At 60.0% G+C, this 23,612-nt stretch carries 23 protein-coding genes and 1 pseudogene; 11 read left to right on the top strand and 13 right to left on the bottom strand.

All coding sequences use genetic code 11. The annotated features are described in order from the left end of the window. Nucleotides 1-36 precede the first annotated feature (36 nt). The 4 genes from SJY36_RS01135 to SJY36_RS01150 all read right to left on the bottom strand — a co-directional run bounded on the left by SJY36_RS01135 (nt 37) and on the right by SJY36_RS01150 (nt 4,157). On the bottom strand, nt 37-1,395 hold the full coding sequence (locus SJY36_RS01135; RefSeq protein WP_386172549.1) for a sensor histidine kinase: 1,359 nt from the start codon (nt 1,393-1,395) through the stop codon (nt 37-39). Further along, nucleotides 1,392-2,048: a response regulator transcription factor gene (locus SJY36_RS01140; RefSeq protein WP_037942989.1), complete on the bottom strand. Its 657-nt coding sequence runs from the start codon at nt 2,046-2,048 to the stop codon at nt 1,392-1,394. Before SJY36_RS01140 ends, SJY36_RS01135 begins: the two co-directional genes overlap by 4 nt. Before the next feature lie 112 nt (nt 2,049-2,160). Next, the gene (locus SJY36_RS01145; protein WP_009825846.1) at nt 2,161-2,562 is read right to left on the bottom strand and encodes a diacylglycerol kinase; all 402 of its coding nucleotides are present in this window, start codon (nt 2,560-2,562) and stop codon (nt 2,161-2,163) included. Then, nucleotides 2,559-4,157, bottom strand: coding sequence for a phosphoethanolamine transferase (locus SJY36_RS01150; RefSeq protein ID WP_386172552.1), 1,599 nt, complete (start codon nt 4,155-4,157; stop codon nt 2,559-2,561). The genes SJY36_RS01145 and SJY36_RS01150 overlap by 4 nt, the downstream gene beginning before the upstream one ends. 164 nt (nt 4,158-4,321) lie before the next feature. On the opposite strand from SJY36_RS01150, the gene SJY36_RS01155 reads away from it, so the two are divergent. Beyond that, the gene (locus SJY36_RS01155; RefSeq protein WP_386176413.1) at nt 4,322-4,954 is read left to right on the top strand and encodes a DUF998 domain-containing protein; all 633 of its coding nucleotides are present in this window, start codon (nt 4,322-4,324) and stop codon (nt 4,952-4,954) included. Between the two features lie 127 nt (nt 4,955-5,081). On the opposite strand, the gene leuB is transcribed toward SJY36_RS01155, so the two are convergent. The 6 genes from leuB to SJY36_RS01185 all read right to left on the bottom strand — a co-directional run bounded on the left by leuB (nt 5,082) and on the right by SJY36_RS01185 (nt 10,619). Then, on the bottom strand, nt 5,082-6,188 hold the full coding sequence (gene leuB / locus SJY36_RS01160; protein WP_386172554.1) for a 3-isopropylmalate dehydrogenase: 1,107 nt from the start codon (nt 6,186-6,188) through the stop codon (nt 5,082-5,084). 65 nt (nt 6,189-6,253) lie between these two features. Next, on the bottom strand, nt 6,254-7,198 hold the full coding sequence (locus SJY36_RS01165) for an endonuclease/exonuclease/phosphatase family protein (RefSeq protein ID WP_386172556.1): 945 nt from the start codon (nt 7,196-7,198) through the stop codon (nt 6,254-6,256). Nucleotides 7,199-7,230: 32 nt separating this feature from the next. Beyond that, a complete protein-coding gene (locus tag SJY36_RS01170) occupies nt 7,231-8,076 on the bottom strand; it encodes a hypothetical protein (RefSeq protein WP_005851026.1) in 846 nt (281 codons plus the stop codon). Nucleotides 8,077-8,398: 322 nt separating this feature from the next. Then, complete coding sequence (gene leuD / locus SJY36_RS01175) at nt 8,399-9,004, bottom strand: 3-isopropylmalate dehydratase small subunit (RefSeq protein ID WP_005851028.1); 606 nt, start codon at nt 9,002-9,004, stop codon at nt 8,399-8,401. Nucleotides 9,005-9,034: 30 nt separating this feature from the next. Further along, nucleotides 9,035-10,444, bottom strand: a complete 1,410-nt coding sequence (leuC, locus tag SJY36_RS01180; RefSeq protein WP_037942994.1) for a 3-isopropylmalate dehydratase large subunit — start codon at nt 10,442-10,444, stop codon at nt 9,035-9,037. A gap of 76 nt (nt 10,445-10,520) precedes the next feature. Beyond that, on the bottom strand, nt 10,521-10,619 hold the full coding sequence (locus SJY36_RS01185) for a hypothetical protein (RefSeq protein ID WP_037954076.1): 99 nt from the start codon (nt 10,617-10,619) through the stop codon (nt 10,521-10,523). A gap of 174 nt (nt 10,620-10,793) precedes the next feature. Between SJY36_RS01185 and SJY36_RS01190 the strand changes: the two genes are divergently transcribed. From SJY36_RS01190 to rlmH, 3 genes are all read left to right on the top strand, one after another. Beyond that, the gene (locus tag SJY36_RS01190) at nt 10,794-12,149 is read left to right on the top strand and encodes a mechanosensitive ion channel family protein (protein ID WP_005851033.1); all 1,356 of its coding nucleotides are present in this window, start codon (nt 10,794-10,796) and stop codon (nt 12,147-12,149) included. Between the two features lie 477 nt (nt 12,150-12,626). Further along, entirely contained in the window at nt 12,627-12,995 is a 369-nt protein-coding gene (gene rsfS, locus SJY36_RS01195; protein WP_386172559.1) for a ribosome silencing factor, read from the top strand. Nucleotides 12,996-13,016: 21 nt separating this feature from the next. Further along, on the top strand, nt 13,017-13,487 hold the full coding sequence (gene rlmH, locus SJY36_RS01200; RefSeq protein ID WP_009825853.1) for a 23S rRNA (pseudouridine(1915)-N(3))-methyltransferase RlmH: 471 nt from the start codon (nt 13,017-13,019) through the stop codon (nt 13,485-13,487). A gap of 35 nt (nt 13,488-13,522) precedes the next feature. On the opposite strand, the gene SJY36_RS01205 is transcribed toward rlmH, so the two are convergent. Together SJY36_RS01205 and SJY36_RS01210 are read right to left on the bottom strand one after the other, a co-directional pair. Beyond that, nucleotides 13,523-13,879, bottom strand: a complete 357-nt coding sequence (locus tag SJY36_RS01205; protein ID WP_005851038.1) for a hypothetical protein — start codon at nt 13,877-13,879, stop codon at nt 13,523-13,525. Nucleotides 13,880-13,912: 33 nt separating this feature from the next. After that, nucleotides 13,913-14,626 (bottom strand): DUF599 domain-containing protein, encoded by a 714-nt coding sequence (locus SJY36_RS01210; protein WP_005851039.1) that lies wholly within the window; start codon nt 14,624-14,626, stop codon nt 13,913-13,915. 69 nt (nt 14,627-14,695) lie between these two features. On the opposite strand from SJY36_RS01210, the gene SJY36_RS01215 reads away from it, so the two are divergent. The 7 genes and pseudogenes from SJY36_RS01215 to SJY36_RS01245 all read left to right on the top strand — a co-directional run bounded on the left by SJY36_RS01215 (nt 14,696) and on the right by SJY36_RS01245 (nt 22,006). Then, nucleotides 14,696-16,144 (top strand): FAD-linked oxidase C-terminal domain-containing protein, encoded by a 1,449-nt coding sequence (locus SJY36_RS01215; RefSeq protein ID WP_005851041.1) that lies wholly within the window; start codon nt 14,696-14,698, stop codon nt 16,142-16,144. A 60-nt stretch (nt 16,145-16,204) separates the two neighbouring features. After that, nucleotides 16,205-17,323: an FAD-binding protein gene (locus SJY36_RS01220; protein ID WP_386172562.1), complete on the top strand. Its 1,119-nt coding sequence runs from the start codon at nt 16,205-16,207 to the stop codon at nt 17,321-17,323. Next, nucleotides 17,320-17,685: a hypothetical protein gene (locus SJY36_RS01225; protein ID WP_386172564.1), complete on the top strand. Its 366-nt coding sequence runs from the start codon at nt 17,320-17,322 to the stop codon at nt 17,683-17,685. The genes SJY36_RS01220 and SJY36_RS01225 overlap by 4 nt, the downstream gene beginning before the upstream one ends. A 45-nt stretch (nt 17,686-17,730) precedes the next feature. Further along, nucleotides 17,731-19,122 carry a glycolate oxidase subunit GlcF gene (glcF, locus tag SJY36_RS01230; protein ID WP_386172566.1) on the top strand — a complete coding sequence of 464 codons (1,392 nt, stop codon included), beginning with the start codon at nt 17,731-17,733 and terminating at the stop codon, nt 19,120-19,122. 106 nt (nt 19,123-19,228) lie between these two features. Then, nucleotides 19,229-20,018 (top strand): annotated as a pseudogene (locus SJY36_RS01235) (trypsin-like serine peptidase). Nucleotides 20,019-20,175: 157 nt separating this feature from the next. Further along, the gene (locus tag SJY36_RS01240) at nt 20,176-20,646 is read left to right on the top strand and encodes an Hsp20 family protein (protein ID WP_386172568.1); all 471 of its coding nucleotides are present in this window, start codon (nt 20,176-20,178) and stop codon (nt 20,644-20,646) included. A 139-nt stretch (nt 20,647-20,785) separates the two neighbouring features. Then, nucleotides 20,786-22,006: a PLP-dependent aminotransferase family protein gene (locus tag SJY36_RS01245; RefSeq protein ID WP_386172569.1), complete on the top strand. Its 1,221-nt coding sequence runs from the start codon at nt 20,786-20,788 to the stop codon at nt 22,004-22,006. Nucleotides 22,007-22,066: 60 nt separating this feature from the next. On the opposite strand, the gene SJY36_RS01250 is transcribed toward SJY36_RS01245, so the two are convergent. Then, a complete protein-coding gene (locus tag SJY36_RS01250; protein WP_037964723.1) occupies nt 22,067-23,542 on the bottom strand; it encodes an NAD-dependent succinate-semialdehyde dehydrogenase in 1,476 nt (491 codons plus the stop codon). Between the last annotated feature and the right edge of the window lie 70 nt (nt 23,543-23,612).

The raw sequence follows: 23,612 nt of genomic DNA on the forward strand, positions 1-23,612 counted from the left end.
TGCCGTTTGGGCGTGCTTCTGATCAGCTGGGGAAAGTCACCTTCGGTCGTTCGCCGTCTCGGGCAGGCGCAAGACGGCAGCAAAACCGCGCGGGCTCAGTTCCCGGGGTACGTAAATTTCAAGTTGGCATCCGGATTGGGCGCATAGATCTTGTATGATCGACAGTCCCAGCCCGTATCCGTCTGACAGCGCGCCACGCCGGTTGAACCGCTGCTTTATGCGGTCGAGGTCCGCGGGTGAGAGAGGGGCGCAATCGTTCACGACGGCAATTCTCCCCGATTGGCTGGCGTCTACAACCGTGGGTAAAGGGCCGCGAGCGTGCTTCAGGGCGTTGTCGAACATATTGTTCAGGATGATCCCAAGGGCATCCGGATCAACGCGCGTTGAAAAATGTGTTTCGGGAAACTTCAATTCGATCTTTTCCGGGGTGCGGCTTCGGCTGCGCATCTCGGACATCAAAAGCGTGATCACCGGGGAAACATCCGTCGCGACCGCATTGAGGCCCAGTCCTGATTGCGCCCTTGATAATTGCAATAGGCGCTCGATCAAGCGCTCAAGCCGCTTCAGACCTGTTTCGATTTCGACGATATTGTCGATCTTTGCGGGGTCGCTCAGCTTTGCCCGCAGCCGCTGCGCCTGCGCCAGACAAATGGCAACGGGGGTGCGCAATTCATGCGCGGCATTCGTGGCAAAGGCACGTTCTGCGGTGATGGCGCGGTCAAGTCGCCCCATGAGCCCGTCAAGCGTATCAATCGCCGGGGTTATTTCGGAAAAGACATTCTCGCGTTCAATCGGAGAAAGGTTGTGTTCGTTCTTTTCTGCGATGTTCCGGCTGAGCTCGGCAATCATCGCGACTGATCGTCGAACCGCCCAGAAGGAGGATAACGCAAATAGCGCTCCCAACAGGCCAAAACCGATCGCCACAGCGATCACCACATCGGTTATCGCCTCATTGCGTTCCACCATCGGCTCGGCCACAACGACGCTGCCCGTCTCGGGCTGATCTGAACGGAGCATGATAAAGCGATGCCCGGCGGCGGTGCTTAGCCCGGTGGCCAATGGCGTGGGAAGCGCGAAAGCACCAACGCTTTTTGACTGCGCGTAGACCTGACCATCCGGATCCAGATACCACATCAACGCGCGTTCATCCGGCTTACGCAGTTTGCTTTCAAAATCCAGCAAGCCGCCCACGTCAAAGCCCGCGTCGCCTTGGGCCGTTTCGATGAACTCTACCAACAGATGCGCCTTGCCAATCAGGCTGGCATCAAGCAGCTCGTCATACTCGTCCTTGAAGATATGCTGGACGATCAAAACGCCAATCACCATCACCGCCAGCCCGGGCACAAGCAGCGACCCAAGCAGCGACTGAACCAGACTTTTGTGGCGGCGTGTCATGAGGTCAAGGCGTAGCCTAAACCACGGTGCGTGGCGATAAGGTCTTTGCCTAATTTCGTGCGCAAACGGCTGATATGTGCCTCGATCGCGTTGCTTTCGACTTCTTCGCCGTAGTCATAGATGGCAGCTTCAAGGCTCTCCTTCGGTACGATCTGGGGTTTGCGGCGCAGTAGCGTTTCGAAGACACCCCATTCCTTAGCGGTCAGACGTACGGGCTGTTCAGCGCGCATGACGGTGTGATCGGACAGATTGACCACCACATCGTGCAGCTGAACCGTTTGGGCAAACTGGTTGGCGCTGCGTCGACAGACGGTATGGATGCGCGCTTTGACCTCATCTAGGTCAAAAGGCTTGATCACATAGTCATCAGCACCCCTGTTCAACCCCTCTATCCGGTCCGACACCTTGTCGCGGGCAGTGAGAATGAGGATCGGCGTGCGTATGGCCTTTGCCCGCAGTTTGCTTAAAAAGTCCAACCCGTCGCCATCAGGCAACTGCAGGTCCAGAAGTACCACATCATAGGATAGCGTACGCAGCGCGGCGTCTGCCTCGTCCAGGGTGCAGAACCATTCGACAATGTGAAGATCCGCCTCCAGATGCTCTTTCAGCGGCCGCGCCAAAGCTTTTTCATCCTCGATCAAGAGTATGCGCATAATGTTACTGTCCAGTTCCGAGACGCGGCTTAGCCAATTCGGCTGCCGCTGACATGATCATAGTTTCAGGCTTAGGGCATTCTATTTTCTGCGACCGGTTCATCGGCATATCTCAGGCCATCCCGAAATAGCGCAAAGCGACCACAGCCATGAAAAAACCGTTCGCGAAAAGCAAACACATGGTCGCGAGCGAACCAAGGTCTTTGGCGTCACGGGCGAAAACTTCCCACTGTGGAGCGAGGTGGTCGACGATGCATTCGATCGCCGTATTCAGAGCCTCGACCGCGACAAGCGCCGAAAAGAGGACCAGAAAGACCAGAAAATCAGCGACACCCGCATCCATGATGTAGAGCAGAACACTACCGATTGGCAGCGCCACAATGATATGCCTGAACGCGGTTTCCATCCAAAGACGTCGCAGCCCGCCAATCGAATAGCCCGCAGCGGCAAACAGATGGGCGACCCCCGTAACGCGTTCGGGTTTCTCAAGCGGTTTGATAATTTCCGGCTTCATATCTCGGCCACCTCAGTATTTGTTTTGCAGGAAGCGAAGATATCCAGATCGGGGTTACGCTCTGCGGTGTTGATGTCGAGCATCCCAAGTAGGGAATGGAACAGGTTGTCGTGTGACAGCGGCTTGTCCTTCTGTTCCGCCACACAGCTTTCATCGATGCCAAAGCGGGTTCGGAATGCGTCTGACATCCATAGGAGCATCGGGACATGGGTCTGCGTGTCCGGGGCCATGAAATAGGGTACCCCGTGCAAATACAGCCCGCGTTCGCCAAGCGATTCACCGTGGTCGGACACATAAAGCAGTGACGTGGCCAAAGCTTCATTCGCGGCAAGCATTTTTATCGTCTGGGCAAGGATCTGATCCGTATAGGCGATGGTGTTATCATAGGCATTGGTGATCTCCTGCGGGGTGCATTTCTTGAACTCCGCCGTACGGCATGCGGGTGTGAAGCGTTCAAGTGCCGCCGGATAGCGCTGATAATAGGTCGGCCCGTGACTGCCGATCTGGTGCAGAACCAGGACCGTGTCCTGCTTGATCGATGCGATGTAGTCTTTCAACGGCTCAAGGAATATGCCGTCGATACATTCTCCCGTTGCACAGAACTCCGGGTCGGTCAGATCGTTGAACCTGCGCGTCTTGAACCGTGCGGCAATCGCTTTGTCGCCGGTGTTATTGTCCCACCATTCGACCTGCAGCCCGGCATGCCCGAAGACATCTAACACATTCTCGGTCGAGGTGCCTTTTTCAAAGCTGTAGTCATCTCGGCTGTATTTTGAGAACATACAAGGCAGTGACACCGCCGTGGCAGTGCCACAGGACTGGATATTGCTGAAGTTGATAATTGGCAGCTTGGACAGCTCTGGGTTCGTGTCGACGCCGTATCCGTTCAAGCTGAAATTCTGCGCCCGCGCGGTTTCCCCCGCAACGACAACGGTCAGCATAGGCTTTTGCGGCGCGTCATAGGCAGAACCGCCCCTTGCATCCGCTCCGGTGCTGGTGAGGACCAGATTGGCCGAACGCGACATCATCTTGGCGTATCGGATCGCGCCTACCAACGGGGCACCGGGCTGGTAGCTGCTCATGAAATCCTTCCGCTCGCGCAGGATCGACGCATAGGATTTCAGGTCTGACATCAGCAACCCTGCGGCCAATGCAAGGCTGACAACAAAGGTCACGATCGGCGTTACAGCCGCCCTGATCCGCGTCTGCGGTCGAATGGGCACCCAGATCACGACGAGCGCGGGCAACACACCGAAGACAATAATATGGGTGATGTAGCCAGGTGTTATCAGATGCCGGGATTCCGCGACGGTGGTCACCATGACATTCTGGATCATGTCGCGGTCAACGATAATGCCAAGTGTATCGACGTAATAAGACGTCATGGCGGCCAGTATAAGCATCGAGATTAGAAACGGTTTAACCGTCCATGGGTATGCGAACAGGCTGAAGGCGGCCAGCGTCAAACAGAACACAGCCCCCATAAAGCCCGCGAGCGACAATAGGTGGCCCGAGAAGACATCCCTTGAGATGTTCCAGAATGTGCTATTATCGACACTGAACACGAATGCGATCGAAAAAACTGTCAGCAGCACGGGGGAGATGCTTATCCGTTCACGCAGAACGGCTAGCCGGGATAAAAGGGTCTTCACAGAGGCCATAATAGAGCTTTCGCAGATTTAGATGCGTGCTCATGACCAGCGTAAGCTTACGAAAAGCTTACGATCGGAATTTTTCATTTCTAAAAGGTAAATTGTACATGGAGAACGAAATCGGCGACGCAGCAGTTCGAGAAAGGCCCGGGCTCGTGCGCCTCCTTGCGTGGTACGCGATATTTGGCTGCATCCTGTTTTCGGTGATGATCCTGATCGCGGATTTTGTTGTTCCGGACCACGACTGGATCGCCGACACCATCAGCGATCTTGGCGCGGGGAAATATGAATATATTGTCGATATCGGCATCTATGCGTTTTCGGCTTCACTGATATCGGTCGCTTTACTTGCCGCGCATATTCATCTGGGCAACTGGCGCTGGAGCGTCGGGATCGTGGGCTTCACCGTTTTGGGGCTGATTGTCTTCCTTGTTGGCGCGCGGAATGAATACGGCGACAACGACAGCGATGGCGTCGTGATCCATAGCTACCTGGTCTATGCTCTTGGCTTTCTTATGGCGATCTTGCCGTGGTCCATGTCAGAAGGGGCGCGCTGCTGCGGTGCGATATACGGCAGAATTCTTGTCGGTCTCTCCGCGCTCTGGGCCGTCTCGGCACCGGTCTTTTTCATGCTACCCACCGATGTTGACGGTCTTTACGAAAGGTATCTCGGTGTGATTGCGATGGCGACGGTGATCACTCTGGCGACGTTGTTTCTGCGCCGGCAGGGTCGCGGATAGGGTCACGACTGCTGCATTCGCTTATGCCCGCTTCAACGGGCGTGGCTGCGGCATGTGGCAGCGTCTGATGCGTCTGGCGAAAGCAAAGCAGCCCCGCCGGTCATCCGGCAGGGCTGCTCTTTAGGTCTTACAGGCTCGCGTCCAGCGCGGCGAGGATTGCGTCACCCATTTCGGAGGTTGAGATGGGGGAGCCGCCTTCGGGGCCCATCAGATCCGCGGTGCGTGCCCCATCGGCGAGCACTTTTTCAACGGCTTTTTCCAGACGCGCGGCTTCATCGCCCTGGTCGAAGGAATAGCGCAGCGCCATTGCAAAGCTGAGGATACATGCGATGGGGTTCGCCTTGCCTTGACCCGCGATATCGGGAGCAGAGCCGTGGACGGGCTCGTACAGCGCTTTGGGGCGGCCATCGGCATTGGGCGCACCCAGCGAGGCAGAGGGCAGCATCCCCAGCGAGCCTGTCAGCATCGCGGCGCAGTCGGACAGGATATCGCCGAACAGGTTGTCGGTGACGATCACGTCGAACTGCTTGGGCGCGCGCACCAGTTGCATCGCGCCGTTGTCGGCGTACATGTGGGACAGCTCGACATCGGGGTAGTCTTCGTCATGCACCTTCTGCACGACTTCGCGCCACAGGATGCCGCTTTCCATGACGTTGGCTTTCTCCATCGAGCAGACTTTGTTGCCCCGACGACGCGCCAGTTCAAAGGCTGACCGTGCGACACGGTCGATCTCGGATTCGGTGTAGCGCTGTGTATTGATGCCGACGCGTTCGTTGCCTTCCTCGAAAATACCGCGGGGTTCGCCAAAGTAGACACCCGATGTCAGTTCGCGCACGATCATGATGTCGAGCCCGGCAACGAGGTTTTTCTTGAGCGAGGAGAAATCCGCCAGCGCGTCAAAACACTGTGCCGGACGCAGGTTCGAAAACAGGTCCATTTCCTTGCGCAGGCGCAGCAGGCCGCGTTCGGGTTTGACGCTGAAATCAAGCTCGTCGTATTTCGGCCCGCCAACGGCACCCAGCAGAACAGCATCCGCCGCCAGCGCTTTGGCCATCGTGTCGTCATGCAGGGGGGTGCCGTGTTTGTCATAGGCGGCACCGCCGACCAGATCGTGATCCACGTCAAAGGCCAGATCGCGCTTGTCGCCAAACCAGTCGATGATGCGAACAACCTGGCCCATGACCTCGGGGCCGATGCCGTCACCGGCGAGGATTAGCAATGTGGGGTTGGCCATGCGATGTCTCCTGAAAAATACGTTGATAGCGGGGTAGCGCGGGGAGCCAGAGGGGTCAAGAACGGCTAGCGGTCAAGATCGGCCCAGACCACGCCATGGCGGCTGGCAGCGAGGTCGCGGGCCACGCCAGCGGCGACGATGCGCCAGTCGGTTGAGGGCAGTAGATAATCGACACGCATATCGCCCAAACCGTCGAAGGTGACGGTGGGCTGACCCGCCAGCGGGTCTTGCAGCGCGGGGTGATCCAACAGCGTCTGGATCGCGGCGTGCAGCCCTTCGCCTTTCGCCGGATCAAGATTTGCATCCCCCAGCAGGATAAAACGGTCTGTTGGCGGCGGGCCGAAGCTGCCCGCCAGATAGTGATCCCAGAACAGGATTTCATCATGGTTGCGTTTGCCGTTGCGGTCCTCTGGTCCGTCGAACACAGGGGGCGTCGCATAAAAGGTCAGCAGGGTCAGGGGCGCTTGGTCCGGGATGTCGAGGGGCACGACCCATGCCCCGTGCGAGGCAAGCCGCTGCACCTCTTGCGCCGCGGCAGAGGGGAAGGGGGCACCGTCCGTCTGCGGCAGCAGCGCATCAGGCAGATCACGCCACAGAAAATCGCTGTAATCCTGAACATCGGTGCGCAGCACGGGATAGCGCGACAGGATCGCCATCGCGCCCGCGCCGAAGAAGCGGCCATAGCCCTGACCATCGCGCGCGCCGCCCGTTTTACCGTCGCCGTCCATATCCAGGCCCGTGGGCAGTCCCGCATTCGGGGGCAGCGCGAAACGGTAGGGGTAGCTGGGGCCAGCCTCGCCAAGCCTGTCCGCCAAAGCGCCAAGCGTTGTGCCGCCAAGATCGTAATCCACCCCCTGCAGCACGATGATATCGGCACCGACATCCGTTAGCAGGCGCGTCACAGCGGTAATCTGCGGGTCCGACCCTTTGGCAATGTCGCGCAGCAGCAGACCCGGTCCGGCCCGCGATAATTCGGTGTTGAAGGTGGCGATGCGCAGAGGCTCTGCCACCGCGGGGGATGCGGCCAGCAGGGCACCTGCGATCAGGCCGGCTGCAAACCGTGATCTTTCTCCGCCTCGTCGGCATAAGCGCGACGGCGTTTCTCTTCGATCATCTCGGCGATCTTGCCCATGGCAATGCCGCGCATGATGATGCTGGCAGGAAGGAAGGCCCATGCGGCGACTGTCCAGATCTGGGTATGCGGGTTTTGCAGTGTAATCGGGTCTAGCAGATCGGCCGCCGCTTTGACTACTGCGGGGATCAGGAAGGGCAGAAGGAAGCCAAGCGCGATATTGATCCGTGCGTCCCGTTGCAGACGATAGATGACATCGCCGCCCGCGGTCGGGTCGAACAGCGGCAGGTTCACCCAGACGTTAAAGGCCCCCTGACGCACGGGCCAATTCATGATGCGCACAAGCACCAGAAACGCCCCCATCGAGATCAGCGAGATCAGATAGGCCATGCCCGCGGACGTACGGACCGATGTCACCAGTGCGTCGCTGGCGCTTTCGGGCAGCATCAGGACAATCATGCGCACCGGCGAAAAGGGGAAATCCATCGCATTGCCAAGGATCGTCCCGATAGAGGTCATGGCACCGCCCAGAACCGAGGGGCTGACCTTTTGCTTCAGGATCAACGTCAGCAGGATGATGGTGACCAGCAAGCAGACATAGCGCAGCCGGTTGAAGGGGGCCGCGTCGCGGAATTCGATGATGCTGGGGAAGTTCGAGTTGTATTCGATGAACGTGAGGAAACAGGCGATCAGCGCCACCAGCATTGTGATCTGGCTGGAATCGTTCAACGCATCGGGTAACATGAGGGCGGGCGTTGCAATCAACAATGCCACCAGAATGCCACGCGCTGCCGCGCCGGATATACGTGCAATCACAAAACTACCCTTCCAAACTGGCCAGCCACGATTCTTTGCCGCGTGCTTGTTCCAACTTGATGCCCTCGGGTGTCGAAGGCCTGCCTCAGAATTGCCTCAATTGTGTCTTCTTTCGCCACATTCCTCAAGCCCGTTCCTGACGATGCGCGCGGATCTGAGACATTTTGAGCGCAGGTGTGGTGCGATATTGCATCATAGCTGCGGCGAAAATGACGCAACCCGCGGTCTCTTGTGGGCAACAAAGCGGTGCCCACAACCATGTATAGAACTCAACCCGTGGTTAGGTCAAGCGCGCCAGCCCGTCGGGCCGGGCCCGTGAGGGTCAGACCCAGGGTCGTGCCTGTGCAGCGGCAGATTCGAAGCTGTCGATAGAGGCCGCTTTTTCCAGCGTCAGACCAATATCGTCGAGCCCGTTCATCAGGCAGTGCTTCTTGAACGCGTCAACCTGGAAGCTGATGACCTCGCCGTCAGAGCTGGTGATGGTCTGCGCCTCAAGATCCACTTCGATCCGCGCGTTAGAGCCTTTTTCAGCGTCTTTCATCAACAGGTCTACCTGCTCTTGCGGCAGGGCGATCGGCAGGATGCCGTTCTTGAAGCAGTTGTTGTAGAAGATGTCCGCAAAGCTGGGCGCGATGACACAGGTGATGCCGAAATCGGCGATGGCCCAAGGCGCGTGTTCCCGCGAAGAACCACAACCGAAGTTATCGCCTGCCACAAGAATCTGCGCGTCACGGTATTGCGGTTTGTTGAGCACGAAATCCGGTACTTCGTTGCCGTCGCGGTCATAGCGCATCTCGTCAAACAGGTTCACGCCAAGGCCCGACCGTTTGATCGTTTTCAGGAACTGCTTGGGGATGATCATATCGGTGTCGATATTCACCATCGGCATGGGGGCCGCGATCCCGGAAAGTTTGTCGAATTTGTTCATGGTTTTGTTGTCCTTTGATCTGCTGGCCGCTTACGCGTCGAGCTTGCGGATATCGGTCAAACGTCCGGTAAGAGCGGCAGCGGCAGCCATCGCGGGGGACATCAAATGGGTGCGCCCCTTAAAGCCCTGTCGGCCTTCGAAGTTGCGGTTCGATGTCGATGCGCAGCGTTCACCCGGTGCCAGTTGGTCGGGGTTCATCGCCAAACACATGGAGCACCCCGCAAGGCGCCATTCGAAACCGGCATCCTTGAAGATATCGGCAAGCCCTTCTTCCTCGGCTTGCGCCCGCACAAGGCCGGAGCCCGGGACGATCATGGCGCGCATCCCGTCCTTGATCTTCTTGCCCTTCAGAACCGCCGCCGCAGCGCGCAGGTCTTCGATGCGGCCGTTGGTGCAAGACCCGATGAACACGGTGTCGATCTCGATGTCGGTCAGCGCCATGCCTTCGGTCAGGCCCATGTATTCGATCGCGCGTTTCGCCGCGTCGACCTTGCCGCCGGTGAAGTCGGATGCCGCGGGCACTTTGGCGGTGATGGGCAGAACATCCTCGGGCGAGGTGCCCCAGGTGACGGCTGGTGCGATGTCTTCGCCCTTGATCGTGATGACCTTGTCCCAATGGGCGTCGTCATCGGAATACAGAGTTTTCCACCAATCCATCGCGGCTTCCCACTGGGCACCCTTGGGCGCGTGGGGACGGCCTTTGCAATATTCGAACGTCTTGTCGTCCGGCGCGATCAGGCCAGCGCGCGCGCCGCCCTCGATGGCCATGTTGCAGACGGTCATGCGGCCTTCCATCGACAGGTCACGGATCGCCTCGCCGCAATATTCAATGACATAGCCGGTGCCGCCCGCCGTGCCGGTTTCACCGATCACGGTCATGGTGATGTCCTTGGCGGTCACACCGGGGGCAAGTTTGCCGGTGATCTCGACCTTCATGTTCTTGGATTTCTTCTGGATCAGCGTTTGCGTCGCCAGCACGTGTTCCACCTCCGAGGTGCCGATCCCGTGGGCCAGCGACCCAAAGGCACCATGTGTCGCCGTGTGGCTGTCGCCGCAGACCACGGTCATGCCGGGCAGGGTCCAGCCCTGTTCAGGGCCGACGATATGCACGATGCCCTGACGCACGTCGGACACGGGGTAGTAGTGCAGGCCGAATTCCTTGGCGTTTGTATCAAGGGCTGCAACCTGAACGCGGCTGTCTTCGGTCATTGTCGCGGCGTTGGCGCGGTCCAGCGTGGTCGGCACGTTGTGATCGGGCACAGCGATGGTCTGGTCAGGGCGGCGCACGGTGCGGCCCGTCATCCGCAGCCCTTCAAAGGCTTGCGGGCTGGTCACTTCGTGGACGAGGTGACGGTCGATGTACAGAAGGCAGGTGCCATCGTCGGCCTCGTGCGCGACATGGGCATCCCAGATTTTATCATAGAGCGTTTTGGGGGACATGTGGTCCTCTCCCGTATGTTATGTAAGCGAAGAATAGGGGTGTACGAAAGACGAGCGCCAAGGCGCGGGCGGGCGTTTATAGTCGCGCCAGCACGGTGTGGGTTGCCCCGAAAAAGCGTTCGCGCAAGCGGGCGCGGTCGCAAATGTTGAACAGATCGTCTGAAACATGTGTCATAGCGGCTTAGCTAGACGCTTTCGGCCATGTGATCAAGGATTCTGACGGTGCGCGGTGGTGGCGCGGCTGCATCGGATCACGTGCTTGTGCACGGACGGGGGTATCCCTTCTTGCGCGGTGCGCGGGATTGTCCCACCATTGAAGCCCTGTACAAGTTTCTTGCCTTGAAAGTTCATGATGACCCCAGACCCCTTTGCCCATTTCCTTGAGAGTATCCAGGCGTTGATCGCAGGGGGGATCGGATTGGCGGAAAGCCTGATGCAGCCCGGCTGGCGTCAGTACCAGATGTTCATCCTGCTCGGGCTTGCGCTGATATCATGGGGGCTGCATCACGCCACGGGCAACTGGCTGCAAAACTGGGTCCGCTCGCGCGAGGGGTGGTCCAAGTGGCAGTTGCGCATGGTGGTGCAGGTCAAGCGGCGTCTGGGGCTGATGTGGTTCGCCCTGCTGGCAGGGACGGTCTATCTGGTGATGCAGAACATCACCTGGCCGTCGCGGTCCTATCTGATCGGCATATTCGCAACGCTGGTGGCGGTCTGGGTCTGTATCGCCTTTGCAGCGCGGCTGGTGCGCAACCGCCCCATGCGGCGTCTGGTGACATGGGGGCTGTGGATCTACGCCACGCTCTATGCGCTGAACGTGGTCGATGATGTCTCGGCGTTTCTGGATTCGGTCGCGCTGTCGATCGGGGATTTCCGGCTGTCGCTGCTGACGGTGATCACCGCGCTGGTGGTGATCGGTCTGTTCTTCTCTGTGGCGCGGATCATCAGCCAGACCAGCGCTGCCACGATCCGCAAGAACGAAGACATCAGCCCCTCTATGCAGGTGCTGGCGGTGAAGGGCGTACAGCTGACGCTTTATGGCATCGCGTTCTTTATGGGGGTCAAGGCCGTCGGGATTGACCTGACCGGGCTTGCGGTCCTGTCGGGGGCGATTGGTGTGGGCCTTGGTTTCGGCCTGCAAAAGGTCGTGTCGAACCTTGTGTCGGGGATCATCATCCTCATCGACAAGTCGATCAAGCCGGGGGATGTGATCAGCCTTGGCGATACCTTTGGCTGGATCCAGACCTTGGGCGCGCGCTATGCCTCTGTCGTGACGCGGGACGGGAAGGAATATCTGATCCCGAACGAGGACCTGATCACTGGTCAGGTGGTGAACTGGTCCCACTCCAACGATTTTGTGCGGCTCGATATCTATTTCGGCACGGCTTACGGGGATGATCCCCATGTGGTGCGCAAGCTTGCGGTAGAGGCCGCAAGCGGGGTCGAGAGGGTGCTGAGCTTCAAGGCACCGGTCTGTCATATCGTGGGCTTTGGGGATAGCAGCGTCGATTATATCCTGCGCTTCTGGATCAAGGACCCGACAGGCGGTCTGACCAATATCAGGGGCAATGTTTATCTGGCGCTTTGGGATGCGTTCAAAGAGCACGGCATTTCGATCCCCTTCCCGCAGCGCGAGGTCAAGGTTCTGGACGACAGCAAGCTCGCCCTGTCCCGCGCCGGAGCAGGTGCCGGATCAACACAGGAATGAGCGGCGGGAATCAGCGGGGCCGTGGGCCTGTCGTGACTGCGCCCGAGCCGCCATATCCCCCTGTCGCGGGCGCATGGCAGCTTTGCGACGCTGTGGCACGACTGCCAACCCGAGCCGGACAGATGGCATATGCAGACCTTCATGGCGCTGCGGGGAAGGTGGTCTTCCTACCCCTGACAACGCCAGTGTCGTCAACAAAAATGCACAGCGGACAAGAGTTTGCCCGTCAGGGCATGCCATTCTCTCGCCGCGTTACGGGCGGCCCGTCAAAGCGGTGGTGTCGCGGCTCTCGGAACGGCCCCGACTGGCGCGCGCCGGTAAATGCCGGTCATGGCCGCTTGTCATTGAAATTTCACTTCGGCGTGCCTATTCTAGGACATCCCCAGCGCCGGGGGACTGTCGGCGCGTCTAAAGGAGGACAATGTCCTGTCAACGCTTTCAAATGCAGTTCCGACTGCTACCCCGCAGGCAGCCCTGATGACTGCTGAACAAAACACAGCCACAAGCGACGCTCTGCTGGCTTCAATCCTTTCCCAACTTGACGGCGACAAAGCCGAAGAAGTTGTGCAGATCGATCTGCGCGGCAAAACGGCGATCGGCGACTATATGGTTGTGTGCTCCGGCCGGTCTTCGCGTCAGGTTTCGGCAATCGCTGAAAAGCTGGCCCAGATGGTCAAGGACGACTATGGCCGTTCGCCCAAGGTCGAAGGCAAGGAAACCGGCGACTGGGTGCTGATCGACACAGGCGATGTGATCGTTCACGTGTTCCGTCCGGAAGTCCGCGAATTCTACCAGCTGGAGAAGATGTGGATGACCACAGAAGCCCCAGCCGTGATGCCGCATTAAGCTGCCTTTCAGGCAGGGTTCATGCGTGTTCACATCTGTGCGGTCGGGCGTTTGCGCGCCGGACCGGAAAAAGACCTCATTGATGATTATCTGAATCGGTTCGATCGAACCGGTCGCGCGCTGGGCCTAGGGCCCGCGCGCGTGATCGAGGTTGAGGATAAGAAAAATGGCGGTATGCCCGCCGAAGCCGCGTTGCTGCGCCGTGCCATTCCTGCGGGGTCGTTGATCTGCGTGATGGACGAACGGGGGAAGGTCGAAACCTCACCGGATTTCGCCAACCGTCTAGGGGGCTGGCGCGATCAGGGGCGGGGGGATCTGTGCTTTGTCATCGGCGGCGCGGATGGCATCGACAAAGAGCTACGCCGCGAGGCGGATCATGCGCTGTCATTCGGCAAGATGGTCTGGCCGCACATGCTGGTGCGCGTCATGCTGGCAGAACAGCTGTATCGCGCCGCCTCGATCCTGTCGGGCGGCCCATATCACCGCGTATAAAGCCGCCAGCTCTGGGGTCCGGCAGGGCCCAAACCTTACTTGATCTGGACCTTCTTGATCTCTTTCCCCCAACCGGCCTGCGTATCGCGGGCCTGAATGCCGACCTCCGTCGTGCCTGCGGGCAGCTCAACGCCAGACAGGGAACGAGTTAGCGGTTGTTCGTCCACGTGGGGGTGGATCAATTCGCGGATTGCTAGCTGGTTGCCATCGGCATCCAGAATGCGCCACGCGTCCGAAAAGTGGTCCCAGCCGGTATCATTGTGGCTGATCGTCACGTCGAACTTATAAAGGCCGCCCTCTTTCGACACGCGCACCGAGTTGATGGAGGTCGGGTCCGCCGCAGCGACCTGTGCTGCAACCAGCAGCGGAATGGAAAGGATCAATTTGTACATGAATACACCAATGTCTGAAAACAGACATATAGACTAGCCTTGCTCATTTTCCAATAGAATGCGCCGTGACAGTGACGTGAACTCGCGCCGCCAGATGATGATGACGGTGACCATGGCCGCGACGGTGAGGGGGATCGGGCCGACGATCCAGCCCAGACTGGCCAGCGCAAAATAAAGCGACCGCAACCCCCGATTGAAACTGCGTGCGGCGGTGATGTTGATCTCTGCCGCCTTGGACGCCAACGGGGGTGCGCGGCGGTCCTCGGGGTCATTTGGGACGGCGGCCATGAGCACCGAACAATAGCCAAACAGCCGGTTTGACCAGACGAATTTCAGAAAGCCGTTGGTCAGAAAGAACAGCGGCAGCAGCATTTTGAATTCCCACACCACGGTGGGCAGCTCGGTCAGGGCAAGGTCTTCGACCACCGTGGACAGACGCTCGCTGTTGCCCAAAAGCGCCAATGTCCCGCCCAAAGCGATCATGCTGGTAGAGGCGAAGAAAGCCGTGCTTTGCCGCAGGGTGCTGATCATCTGCGAATCAAAGATACGCGGCTGACGGGTGATCATCTGGGTCATCCATTCGCGCCGGTATTGCGCCATGATCAGCGACACAGAGGGCTTCGCGGGGTTCGGGTGTTCGATGCGCCAGCCAATGGCCAGCCAGGCGCAAAAGATTATCGCCAAAGCGGCATAATCCAGGGGTTGAAACAGGGCGATGCGATCCATCCAAGTCATGCTAAGCTGCATACGCCGACTGGTTCTGTGTTGCCAATGTCTTTAATTGGTCATATTATTTTACCAAAGTGGAGGTTCGCCATGGAAATGCCTATTCCCAGCCAAGCCGTGATCGCGCGCAAGACGCGTGTGGTTGATCGGCTGCGTCAGGTTTTGCCGGCTGATGCTGTCATCTCGGATGAGCGTGAGACGCGGGCCTATGAATGTGACGCGCTGACCGCCTATAAATGTGCGCCGATGGTGGCGGTGTTGCCCTATACCACACAGCAGGTGTCGGACGTGTTGCGCATCTGCCACGAAGAAGGCGTTCCCGTCGTGCCGCGCGGCTCGGGCACGTCGCTGGCGGGGGGCGCGCTGCCCACGGCGGACTGTGTGATCCTTGGCGTGGCGCGTATGAACGAGGTGATCGAAACCGATTACCCCAACCGCATCATCAAGGTGCAAACCGGGCGTACCAACCTGAGCGTCACAGGCGCGGTCGAGGAAGACGGTTTCTTTTACGCGCCCGACCCTTCAAGCCAGCTGGCCTGTGCCATTGCGGGCAATATCGCGATGAATTCGGGCGGGGCGCATTGTCTGAAATACGGGGTAACGACCAACAACCTCATGGGCGTTACGATGGTCTTGATGGATGGCGAGGTGATCGAGGTCGGCGGCGCGCATCTGGATGCGGGCGGGCTGGACCTGCTGGGGCTGATCTGCGGCTCTGAAGGGCAGCTGGGGGTCGTCACCGAAGCCACGCTGCGCATCCTGCATAAACCCGAAGGTGCGCGGCCCGTGTTGATCGGGTTCGACGATAACGAGGTCGCGGGGGAATGTGTCTCTGACATCATCAAGGCGGGTGTCTTGCCCGTCGCCATCGAATTCATGGACCGCCCCTGTATCGAAGCGACGGAAGCCTTCGCCAAGGCTGGGTATCCCATGTGCGAGGCATTGCTGATCATTGAGGTCGAAGGCTCTGACGCGGAGATCGACCACCAGTTGGGTCTGATTTCCGACATCGCGCAGCGGCACAATCCGGTGGAGCTGCGGCAATCCAAATCCGCTGAGGAAAGCGCCAAGATCTGGCTGGGTCGGAAATCGGCCTTTGGCGCGATGGGGCAGATCAACGACTACATGTGTCTGGATGGCACCATCCCTGTGTCCTCGCTGCCCTTCGTGCTCAAACGTATCAAGGAACTCAGCGATCAGTTCGGGCTGAAGGTCGGCAATGTGTTCCATGCAGGCGACGGCAATATGCACCCGTTGATCCTGTTTGATGCCAACAAACCGGGCGATCTGGAGCTTTGCGAGGAATTCGGGGCCGAGATCCTCAAGCTCTGCGTCGAGGTGGGCGGCTGTCTGACCGGCGAACATGGCGTCGGGATCGAGAAACGCGATCTGATGCATGTGCAATACGCCCCCGACGATCTGGAGGCGCAGATGGCGGTGAAGGATGTGTTCGACCCCGCATGGCTGCTGAACCCCGCCAAGGTCTTTCCGCTGGATGCGTCGGAGACACGCCGCGCCGTGGCGCTGGCGGCGGAATAACCTGCGCCTGATTAACTGATGATCTTCAACAGATCACACGCACGACGAAGGAGCCGAGACATGGCCATCACATCCGAAGAGACGCTGGTCGATGCGGTCAAAGGTGCCGCTGGCCCGATCTCTGTTCAGGGGGGCGGCACGCGCGGCCTGCCTGCGACAGGTCAGGTGATGAGCCTTGCGGGGCTGCAGGGGATCACGCTGTATGAGCCCGGTGCGCTGACGCTGGTCGCGAAACCCGGCACCCCCGTGGCCGAGATCGAAGAGGCGCTGGCCGCCGAAAACCAGCGTCTCGCGTTCGAACCGATGGACCATCGCGGGTTGTTGGGCACCAGCGGCACGCCGACGATCGGTGGGGTGATGGCAGGCAATATCAGCGGGCCGCGGCGGATCTCGGTCGGGGCGGCGCGGGACTTTCTGCTGGGGGTGCGCTTTGTCGACGGGCGCGGTGCCGTGGTCAAGAACGGCGGGCGCGTGATGAAGAATGTCACCGGCTATGATCTGGTCAAGCTTATGGCGGGGTCTTACGGCATTTTGGGTGTGCTGAGCGAGGTATCGATGAAGGTGCTGCCACGCCCTGAAACGCAGGCGACCCTGGTGTTGCACGGGCTGGACGATAGGGCCGCTGTGGCCGCGATGGCCCGCGCCCTTGGCAGCCCGTTCGAGGTGACAGGTGCCGCCCATGACCCTGCCACCCGCGAAACCGCACTGCGCATCGAAGGGTTCGAGGCATCGGTCAGCTACCGTCTGAGCCAGCTTCAATCGTTGCTCGCCGGCGCGGGGGCAGAGATTGAGCAACGCGACGCAGCGGCGACGCAGGCGCTTTGGTCCCGCATCCGTGATGTGGCGGCGTTTCACGACGGGCAGGGTGATGTGTGGCGCGTGTCGTGCAAACCCTCTGACGCGCCGGGGATCGCGGCGCGGTCGGGGGCAGAGCGCTGGACCTATGACTGGGCGGGCGGGCTGATCTGGCTGCGCAGCGCCGCGGGCCATGATCTGCGCGCGGCCATCGGGCCGATGGATGGGCATGCAACGCTGGTGCGGGCCGATGCACAGACCAAGGCGCGCTTGGGCGTGTTCCACCCCGAATCCGCCGGTGTGGCGCGGCTGACAGCGGCCCTGCGGGCGCAGTTCGACCCCAAGGGCATCTTCAACGCGGGCCAGCTGGACCGTGCGGCATGACCTTGCTTGCGGTCTTCCTTGTCGTCTTTATCGGCGGGCCGTTGGTGTTCCGCCTCTTGACCCGTGGCAAGCCTGACCGGCGCAGCCTGCGTGCATTGGTGCTCTTGGCTTTTCTCTGTGCCGTGGCGGGGATGGCGATACGCTATGGCGTGGCGCAGTATTGGGGCGAAAACCTGCTGGCGTCGACGGGGGCGATTGCCTGTATCTGGCTGGGCTGGATCGCCGTTCTGGCCTTTGTCGCGCAGGTGTTGCGCCGCGCCTATCCCGGCCCCGTTACGCAGCGCTGGACCAATGTGCTGGGGATCTTGGCCACCACGCTGCCCTGGTTCGGCCTGATCTGGGCCAGCACCGTCGCCGCTTAACTCTTTACCTCGTCAGGGTCTCGTGCCCGCAACGCCGGAGCTTTCATGCAAACCACATTCACCGCAGAACAGTTGAAAAACCCCGCGACGGCGCGCAGCAACGAGATTCTGCGCGCCTGTGTGCATTGCGGCTTTTGCACCGCCACATGCCCCACGTATCAGGTGTTGGGTGACGAATTGGATAGCCCGCGCGGACGTATCTATCTGATCAAGGACATGCTCGAAAACGATCGCGATCCGGATGAAAAGACGGTCAAACACATCGACCGCTGCCTGTCCTGTCTGGCGTGTATGACGACCTGCCCCTCGGGCGTGCACTATATGCATCTGGTGGATCACGCCCGCGATTACATCGAAAAACGCTACAAACGGCCCTTCAGCGACCGTGCCCTGCGGTGGATTCTGGCGCGTATCCTGCCCTATCCGACGCGGTTCCGGTTGGCACTTCTGGGGGCGAAGATCGGGCGGCCCTTCGCGCGGTTGATGCCCGACGCGCGGTTGCGTGCGATGATCGAAATGGCCCCCAAGACGATCCCGCCGGTCAGCCGCAACGATGACCCGCAAAGCTTCCCCGCGCAGGGGGCACCGCGTAAACGGGTGGCGCTGATGACGGGCTGTGCGCAAAAGGCGCTGAACACCGACATCAACGACGCCACCATCCGCCTGCTGACACGGCAGGGCTGCGAAGTGGTCGTCGCCGAAGGCGCGGGCTGCTGCGGGGCGCTGACCCATCACATGGGCAAAACCAGCGAAAGCCACGCCACCGCGGCGCGCAACATCAAGGCATGGTGCGCCGAGATGGACGGGCAGGGGCTGGACGCCATCGTCATCAACACCTCGGGCTGTGGCACCACGGTGAAAGACTACGGCCATATGTTCCGCAACGGCCCGCTGGCAGCGGATGCGGCGCGGGTGTCGGCGATCGCCAAGGATGTATCCGAGGTGCTGCACGATCTTGCGGGGAACGCAGACCCAGACGCCATGCCCAACCCCGCCAAGGGGGATATCGCGGGCATTGATGCGCCAAAGGCCCCCACGCCTGCCCATCACGGCCTGACCGTTGCCTATCATGCGGCCTGTTCCCTGCAACACGGCCAGCAGATCAAAAGCTACCCCAAGGATTTGCTGAAACGCGCAGGCTTTACCGTGGTTGAGCCTGCGGATTCACACCTGTGCTGCGGGTCGGCGGGGACGTACAACCTGATGCAGCCCGAAATCTCTAAGCAGTTGAAAGACCGCAAGGTCAAAACCCTGCAGGCCAAGAACCCCGATGTGATCGCGGCAGGCAATATTGGCTGCATGATGCAGATCGGATCGGCGGCGGGCGTGCCCGTGGTACACACGGTAGAGTTGCTGGATTGGGCGTCGGGTGGGCCGAAGCCTCCGGCGTTGTCGCGAGAAAAAGGCGCAAATTTGCAGATTCCTCGCCTCCGCTAGGGTTTTCGCCGCATTTTCGCCTTATCTCGCGGCTAGGAGAGGCTAAAGACCAGACCTCACCGAAGTAGGAGCGATATCCGTGCGCCGTTGGGTAGCCATCTCTATCATGTGCCTGACCGTTGCGACGGCCGGGCTTGCTCAGGATGCGCGGCTGCGCAGGCTGGACACGGGGGTGGATGCAGGCGCGTGGGAGGCCGTGGGCCGTCTGGATATCGGCGGTAAAGGGTTTTGCACCGGCGCGTTGATCGCGCCCCGTCTGGTGCTGACAGCGGCGCATTGTCTGTACGACAAGGAAAGCAAGCAGCGCATTGATCATGGCGAGGTGGAATTCCTTGCCGGTTGGCGCAACGGGCGGGCGGGGGCCTATCGCAATGTGCGCCGTGCGGTGGTGCATCCCGATTATGTCTACGACGGCGTCGTGTCCTCGGACCGTGTGCGCAACGATCTGGCCCTGCTCGAACTCGACCGGCCGATCCGCAATACCACGATCAAACCCTTCGACACCGCCCGCCGTCCGCGCCGCGGCGACCAGTTAGGGGTGGTGAGCTATGCCAAGGACCGGTCAGAGGCGCCGTCCCTGCAAGAGGTCTGCAGCGTTCTGGCCCGCCAAGAAGGCGTGCTGGTGACCACATGCTCCGTCGATTTCGGGGCCAGTGGTGCGCCGATCTTTACCTTTGAAAACGGGGTGCCGCAGATTGTGTCTGTCGTATCCGCCAAGGCCCATGTCGAGGACAAGGAAGTGTCCCTTGGTACCGCGCTTGGTGCGCCGCTGGCCCGGCTTCAGGCGGATCTGGTGGCAGGCAAGGGGGTGTTCCAAGGCGGAGGTGTTGTCAGCAAGCGCATCACGTCAGAAGGATCGCCGCCGCACCACGGGCGCGAAATTCGTCAAACCCTGACCTTGTCATCCGGGGTGATTTTGTCCCCTTGAAACGCGATTTATCCATCCCCACATGCTTGTCATCGGAACGCCTGTTGAGGGTTCCGGCAGACAACCCAGGGTCTGTCCATGGTGGAAGGCCTGAATGATTATCGCTCAAACGAGGATGAATACCTATGCGTAGTTTTGATTTTGCACCGCTGCACCGTTCGACTGTCGGCTTTGACCAGATTGCCAATCTGATGGATCGCGTGATGGCCAACGACGCACCGCAGCCAAGCTATCCCCCTTACAACATCGAAAAACTGGACGATGATTCCTATCGTATCAGCATCGCCGTCGCCGGCTTTACCGAAGGCGACCTGAGCGTTGAAGTCCGTGAAAAATCGCTGATCGTCTCGGCGCGCAAAGCTGATGAAGATACGGACAAGACCTATCTGCATCGTGGCATCGCGACCCGCGCGTTCGAACGCCGCTTCCATCTGGCGGATCACGTGCAAGTGACTGGCGCGGCCCATGCCGACGGTATGCTGCACATCAATCTTGAACGTCAGGTGCCCGAAGCGCTGAAGCCGCGCCAGATCCAGATCGCGCGTGCGCCAAAGGCGATTGAAAAGGATGTGGTTGACGCGAACACCGTCAACTAACCGTCCCCTCTGTGACAGACGAAGCCCGGTGCATTTGCGCCGGGCTTTTTTGTGCGCGCACGGGGGCTAGGTCACAGTTGTTGACTTAAAATAGCGCAATGGGCACAGTGCCCCGATCCAGTCGGGGGAGGAACGCCGGATGTCACTGCAGGAAATATTTGCCACACGCGCCAATCGCATGAAGGCGTCGGAAATTCGCGAGCTGCTCAAGCTGTTGGACCAGCCGGATATCATCTCTTTCGCGGGTGGTATTCCTGACCCTGATCTGTTTCCAAAAGCGGCGTTTCAGAACGCTTTTGCCGAGGCGCTGAACGGGCCGATGGCGGCGCAGGGGTTGCAGTATTCCACCAGCGAGGGGCACAAACCTTTGCGCGTCTGGATTGCCGCGCAGATGCAGGCGATCGGTATTCCGGCGACGCCGGACAACATCCTGATCACCTCGGGCTCGCAGCAGGCGCTGGATTATCTGGGCAAGCTGTTCCTGTCGCCGGGGGATACCGCGCTGGTGGGCTGGCCGACCTACCTGGGGGCCTTGGGCGCCTTTAACGCCTACGAGCCGCGCTATGACAAGCTGGACCCGCTGAGCAACCGCAGTGGCGCGGATTATACCGCCGCCGCGAAAGAGGCAGGTGGCGCGGCCAAGTTCGCCTATCTTTCCGTTGATTTTGCCAATCCGACAGGGGCCACCGTCAGCCGCGCCGCGCGCGAGCGGGTGATTGATCTGGCCGAGGAAATGGACATTGCCGTGATCGAAGACGCGGCCTATCAGTCGCTGCGCTTTGACGGCGACGCGATCCCGCCGATCCTCGCGCTAGAGGCCGAACGCCGGAACGGTGATCTGGAAGCCTGTCGAACGATCTATTGCGGCAGCTTTTCGAAAACACTGTCGCCCGGGCTGCGTGTGGGCTGGGTCTGCGCCGCGATGCCGGTGATCTCGCAACTTGTGCTGATGAAACAGGCGGCGGATCTGCACAGTGCCACATTGAACCAGATTGCCGTGGCCTCGGTCGCGGAACAGCATTTCGACAGCCATATCGACACGATCCGCAGCGCCTACCGTGCCCGTCGCGATGCTATGCTGGAAGCGCTGCAGGCGCATATGCCCGAAGGGGTGAGCTGGACCAAACCCGAAGGCGGCATGTTCATCTGGGTGACACTGCCCGACACGCTGGACGGGGCCGATCTGCTGAAACAATCGCTGGAAAGCGAACGGGTCGCGTTTGTACCGGGGCACGCGTTTTTCGCGGACGGGTCGGGGCGTAATACGTTGCGGCTCAGCTACTCCACCTCGACCGAAGGCAAGATCGCGGAAGGGATCGAACGCTTGGGCCAGTTGATCACCCGCGCGCTGAACGGCTGATACGAAAACGGGCAGCAGGATGATCCCGCCGCCCGTTTCTAATGCCAGATGATCCGCAGGTCAGACCGACATGCAGATGTATTTCATCTCCAGATAATCCTCGATCCCGTGGTGGCTGCCTTCGCGGCCCAGACCGGACTGTTTGACGCCGCCAAACGGCGCGACCTCGGTCGAGATGATGCCGGTGTTCACACCCACGATGCCATATTCCAGCGCCTCTGCGACCTTGTACACGCGGCTCAGGTCTTTGGCGTAGAAGTAGGACGCAAGACCAAAGATCGTGTCATTGGCCATCTCGATCACGTCGTCTTCGTTGTCGAACTTGAACAGCGGGGCGAGCGGGCCGAAGGTTTCCTCTTTCGAGACTTTCATATCCTGCGTCACACCGGTGATGATGGTCGGCGCGAGGAAGTTGCCCTCCATCTTCTCTTCTTTGCTGCCCAGCAGGATTTCGGCACCTTTCGACACCGCGTCCTCGACATGTTCTTTCACCTTCTCGGAGGCATCGCCGTTGATCAGCGGCCCCAGCTCTACGCCGTCTTCAAAGCCGTCGCCGACCTTCATCTTCTCGACGCGGGCTTTCAGCTTTTCGGCAAAGGCGTCGTAGACACCGGCCTGCACATAGATGCGGTTCGCGCAAACACAGGTCTGGCCGTTGTTGCGGAACTTGCACAGGATCGCGCCTTCGACAGCGGCGTCCAGATCGGCGTCGTCAAAGACGATGAACGGCGCGTTGCCTCCCAGCTCCATCGAGCATTTCATGACCTGATCGGCAGCCTGTTTCAGCAGGATGCGGCCCACTTCGGTCGAACCGGTAAAGGTCAGTTTGCGCACGGCGGGGTTTTCGCAGAACTCCTTGCCCACGGCAGAGGAGGACGACGACGGCAGCACGTTGAACACGCCTGCGGGGATGCCCGCGCGTTCGGCCAGCACACCCATCACGATTGCCGACAGCGGTGTTTCCGCAGCGGGGCGCGCCACAAAGGCGCAGCCGGCGGCCAGCGCGGGCGCGGCCTTGCGGGTGATCATCGCGTTGGGGAAGTTCCAGGGCGTGATCGACGCGGCCACGCCGATGGGCTGCTTGATCACGGTAATCCGCTTGTCGCGCTGGTGGCCGGGGATGGTCTCACCGTAGACGCGCTTGGCCTCTTCGCCGAAGAATTCGATAAAGGACGCCCCATAGGCGATTTCGCCTTTGGCCTCGCCCAGAGGTTTGCCCTGTTCAGCGGTCAGGATGGCCCCCAGATCGTCTTGGTTTTCCATCATCAGGTCGAACCATTTGCGCATGACGCCGGCCCGTTCCTTGCCGGTCCAGCTGGCCCATTCCTTCTGTGCCTTTTCCGCCTGGGCGATGGCACCGGCCACCTGCGCACGGCTGAGGTTGGCGACCTTGGCAATCACATCGCCGCGGGCGGGGTTCACCACATCAAAGGTGCCATCGTCGCCATCCACCCATTCGCCACCGATATAGGCGCGGGTCTCTAGCAGGCTTGGATCCTTGAGCATTGATTTCAGGTCAGTCTTTGCGTCAGTCATTTTGATCTCTCCGCTTTTGTCTGTGGTTACCCAAAGCAACAAACGCTATGATTGTCTAGTTCCAGTTCGT

Source organism: Sulfitobacter sp. R86518 (assembly GCF_042466275.1).
In the GTDB taxonomy this organism is placed as follows: Bacteria; Pseudomonadota; Alphaproteobacteria; order Rhodobacterales; family Rhodobacteraceae; genus Sulfitobacter; species Sulfitobacter pontiacus.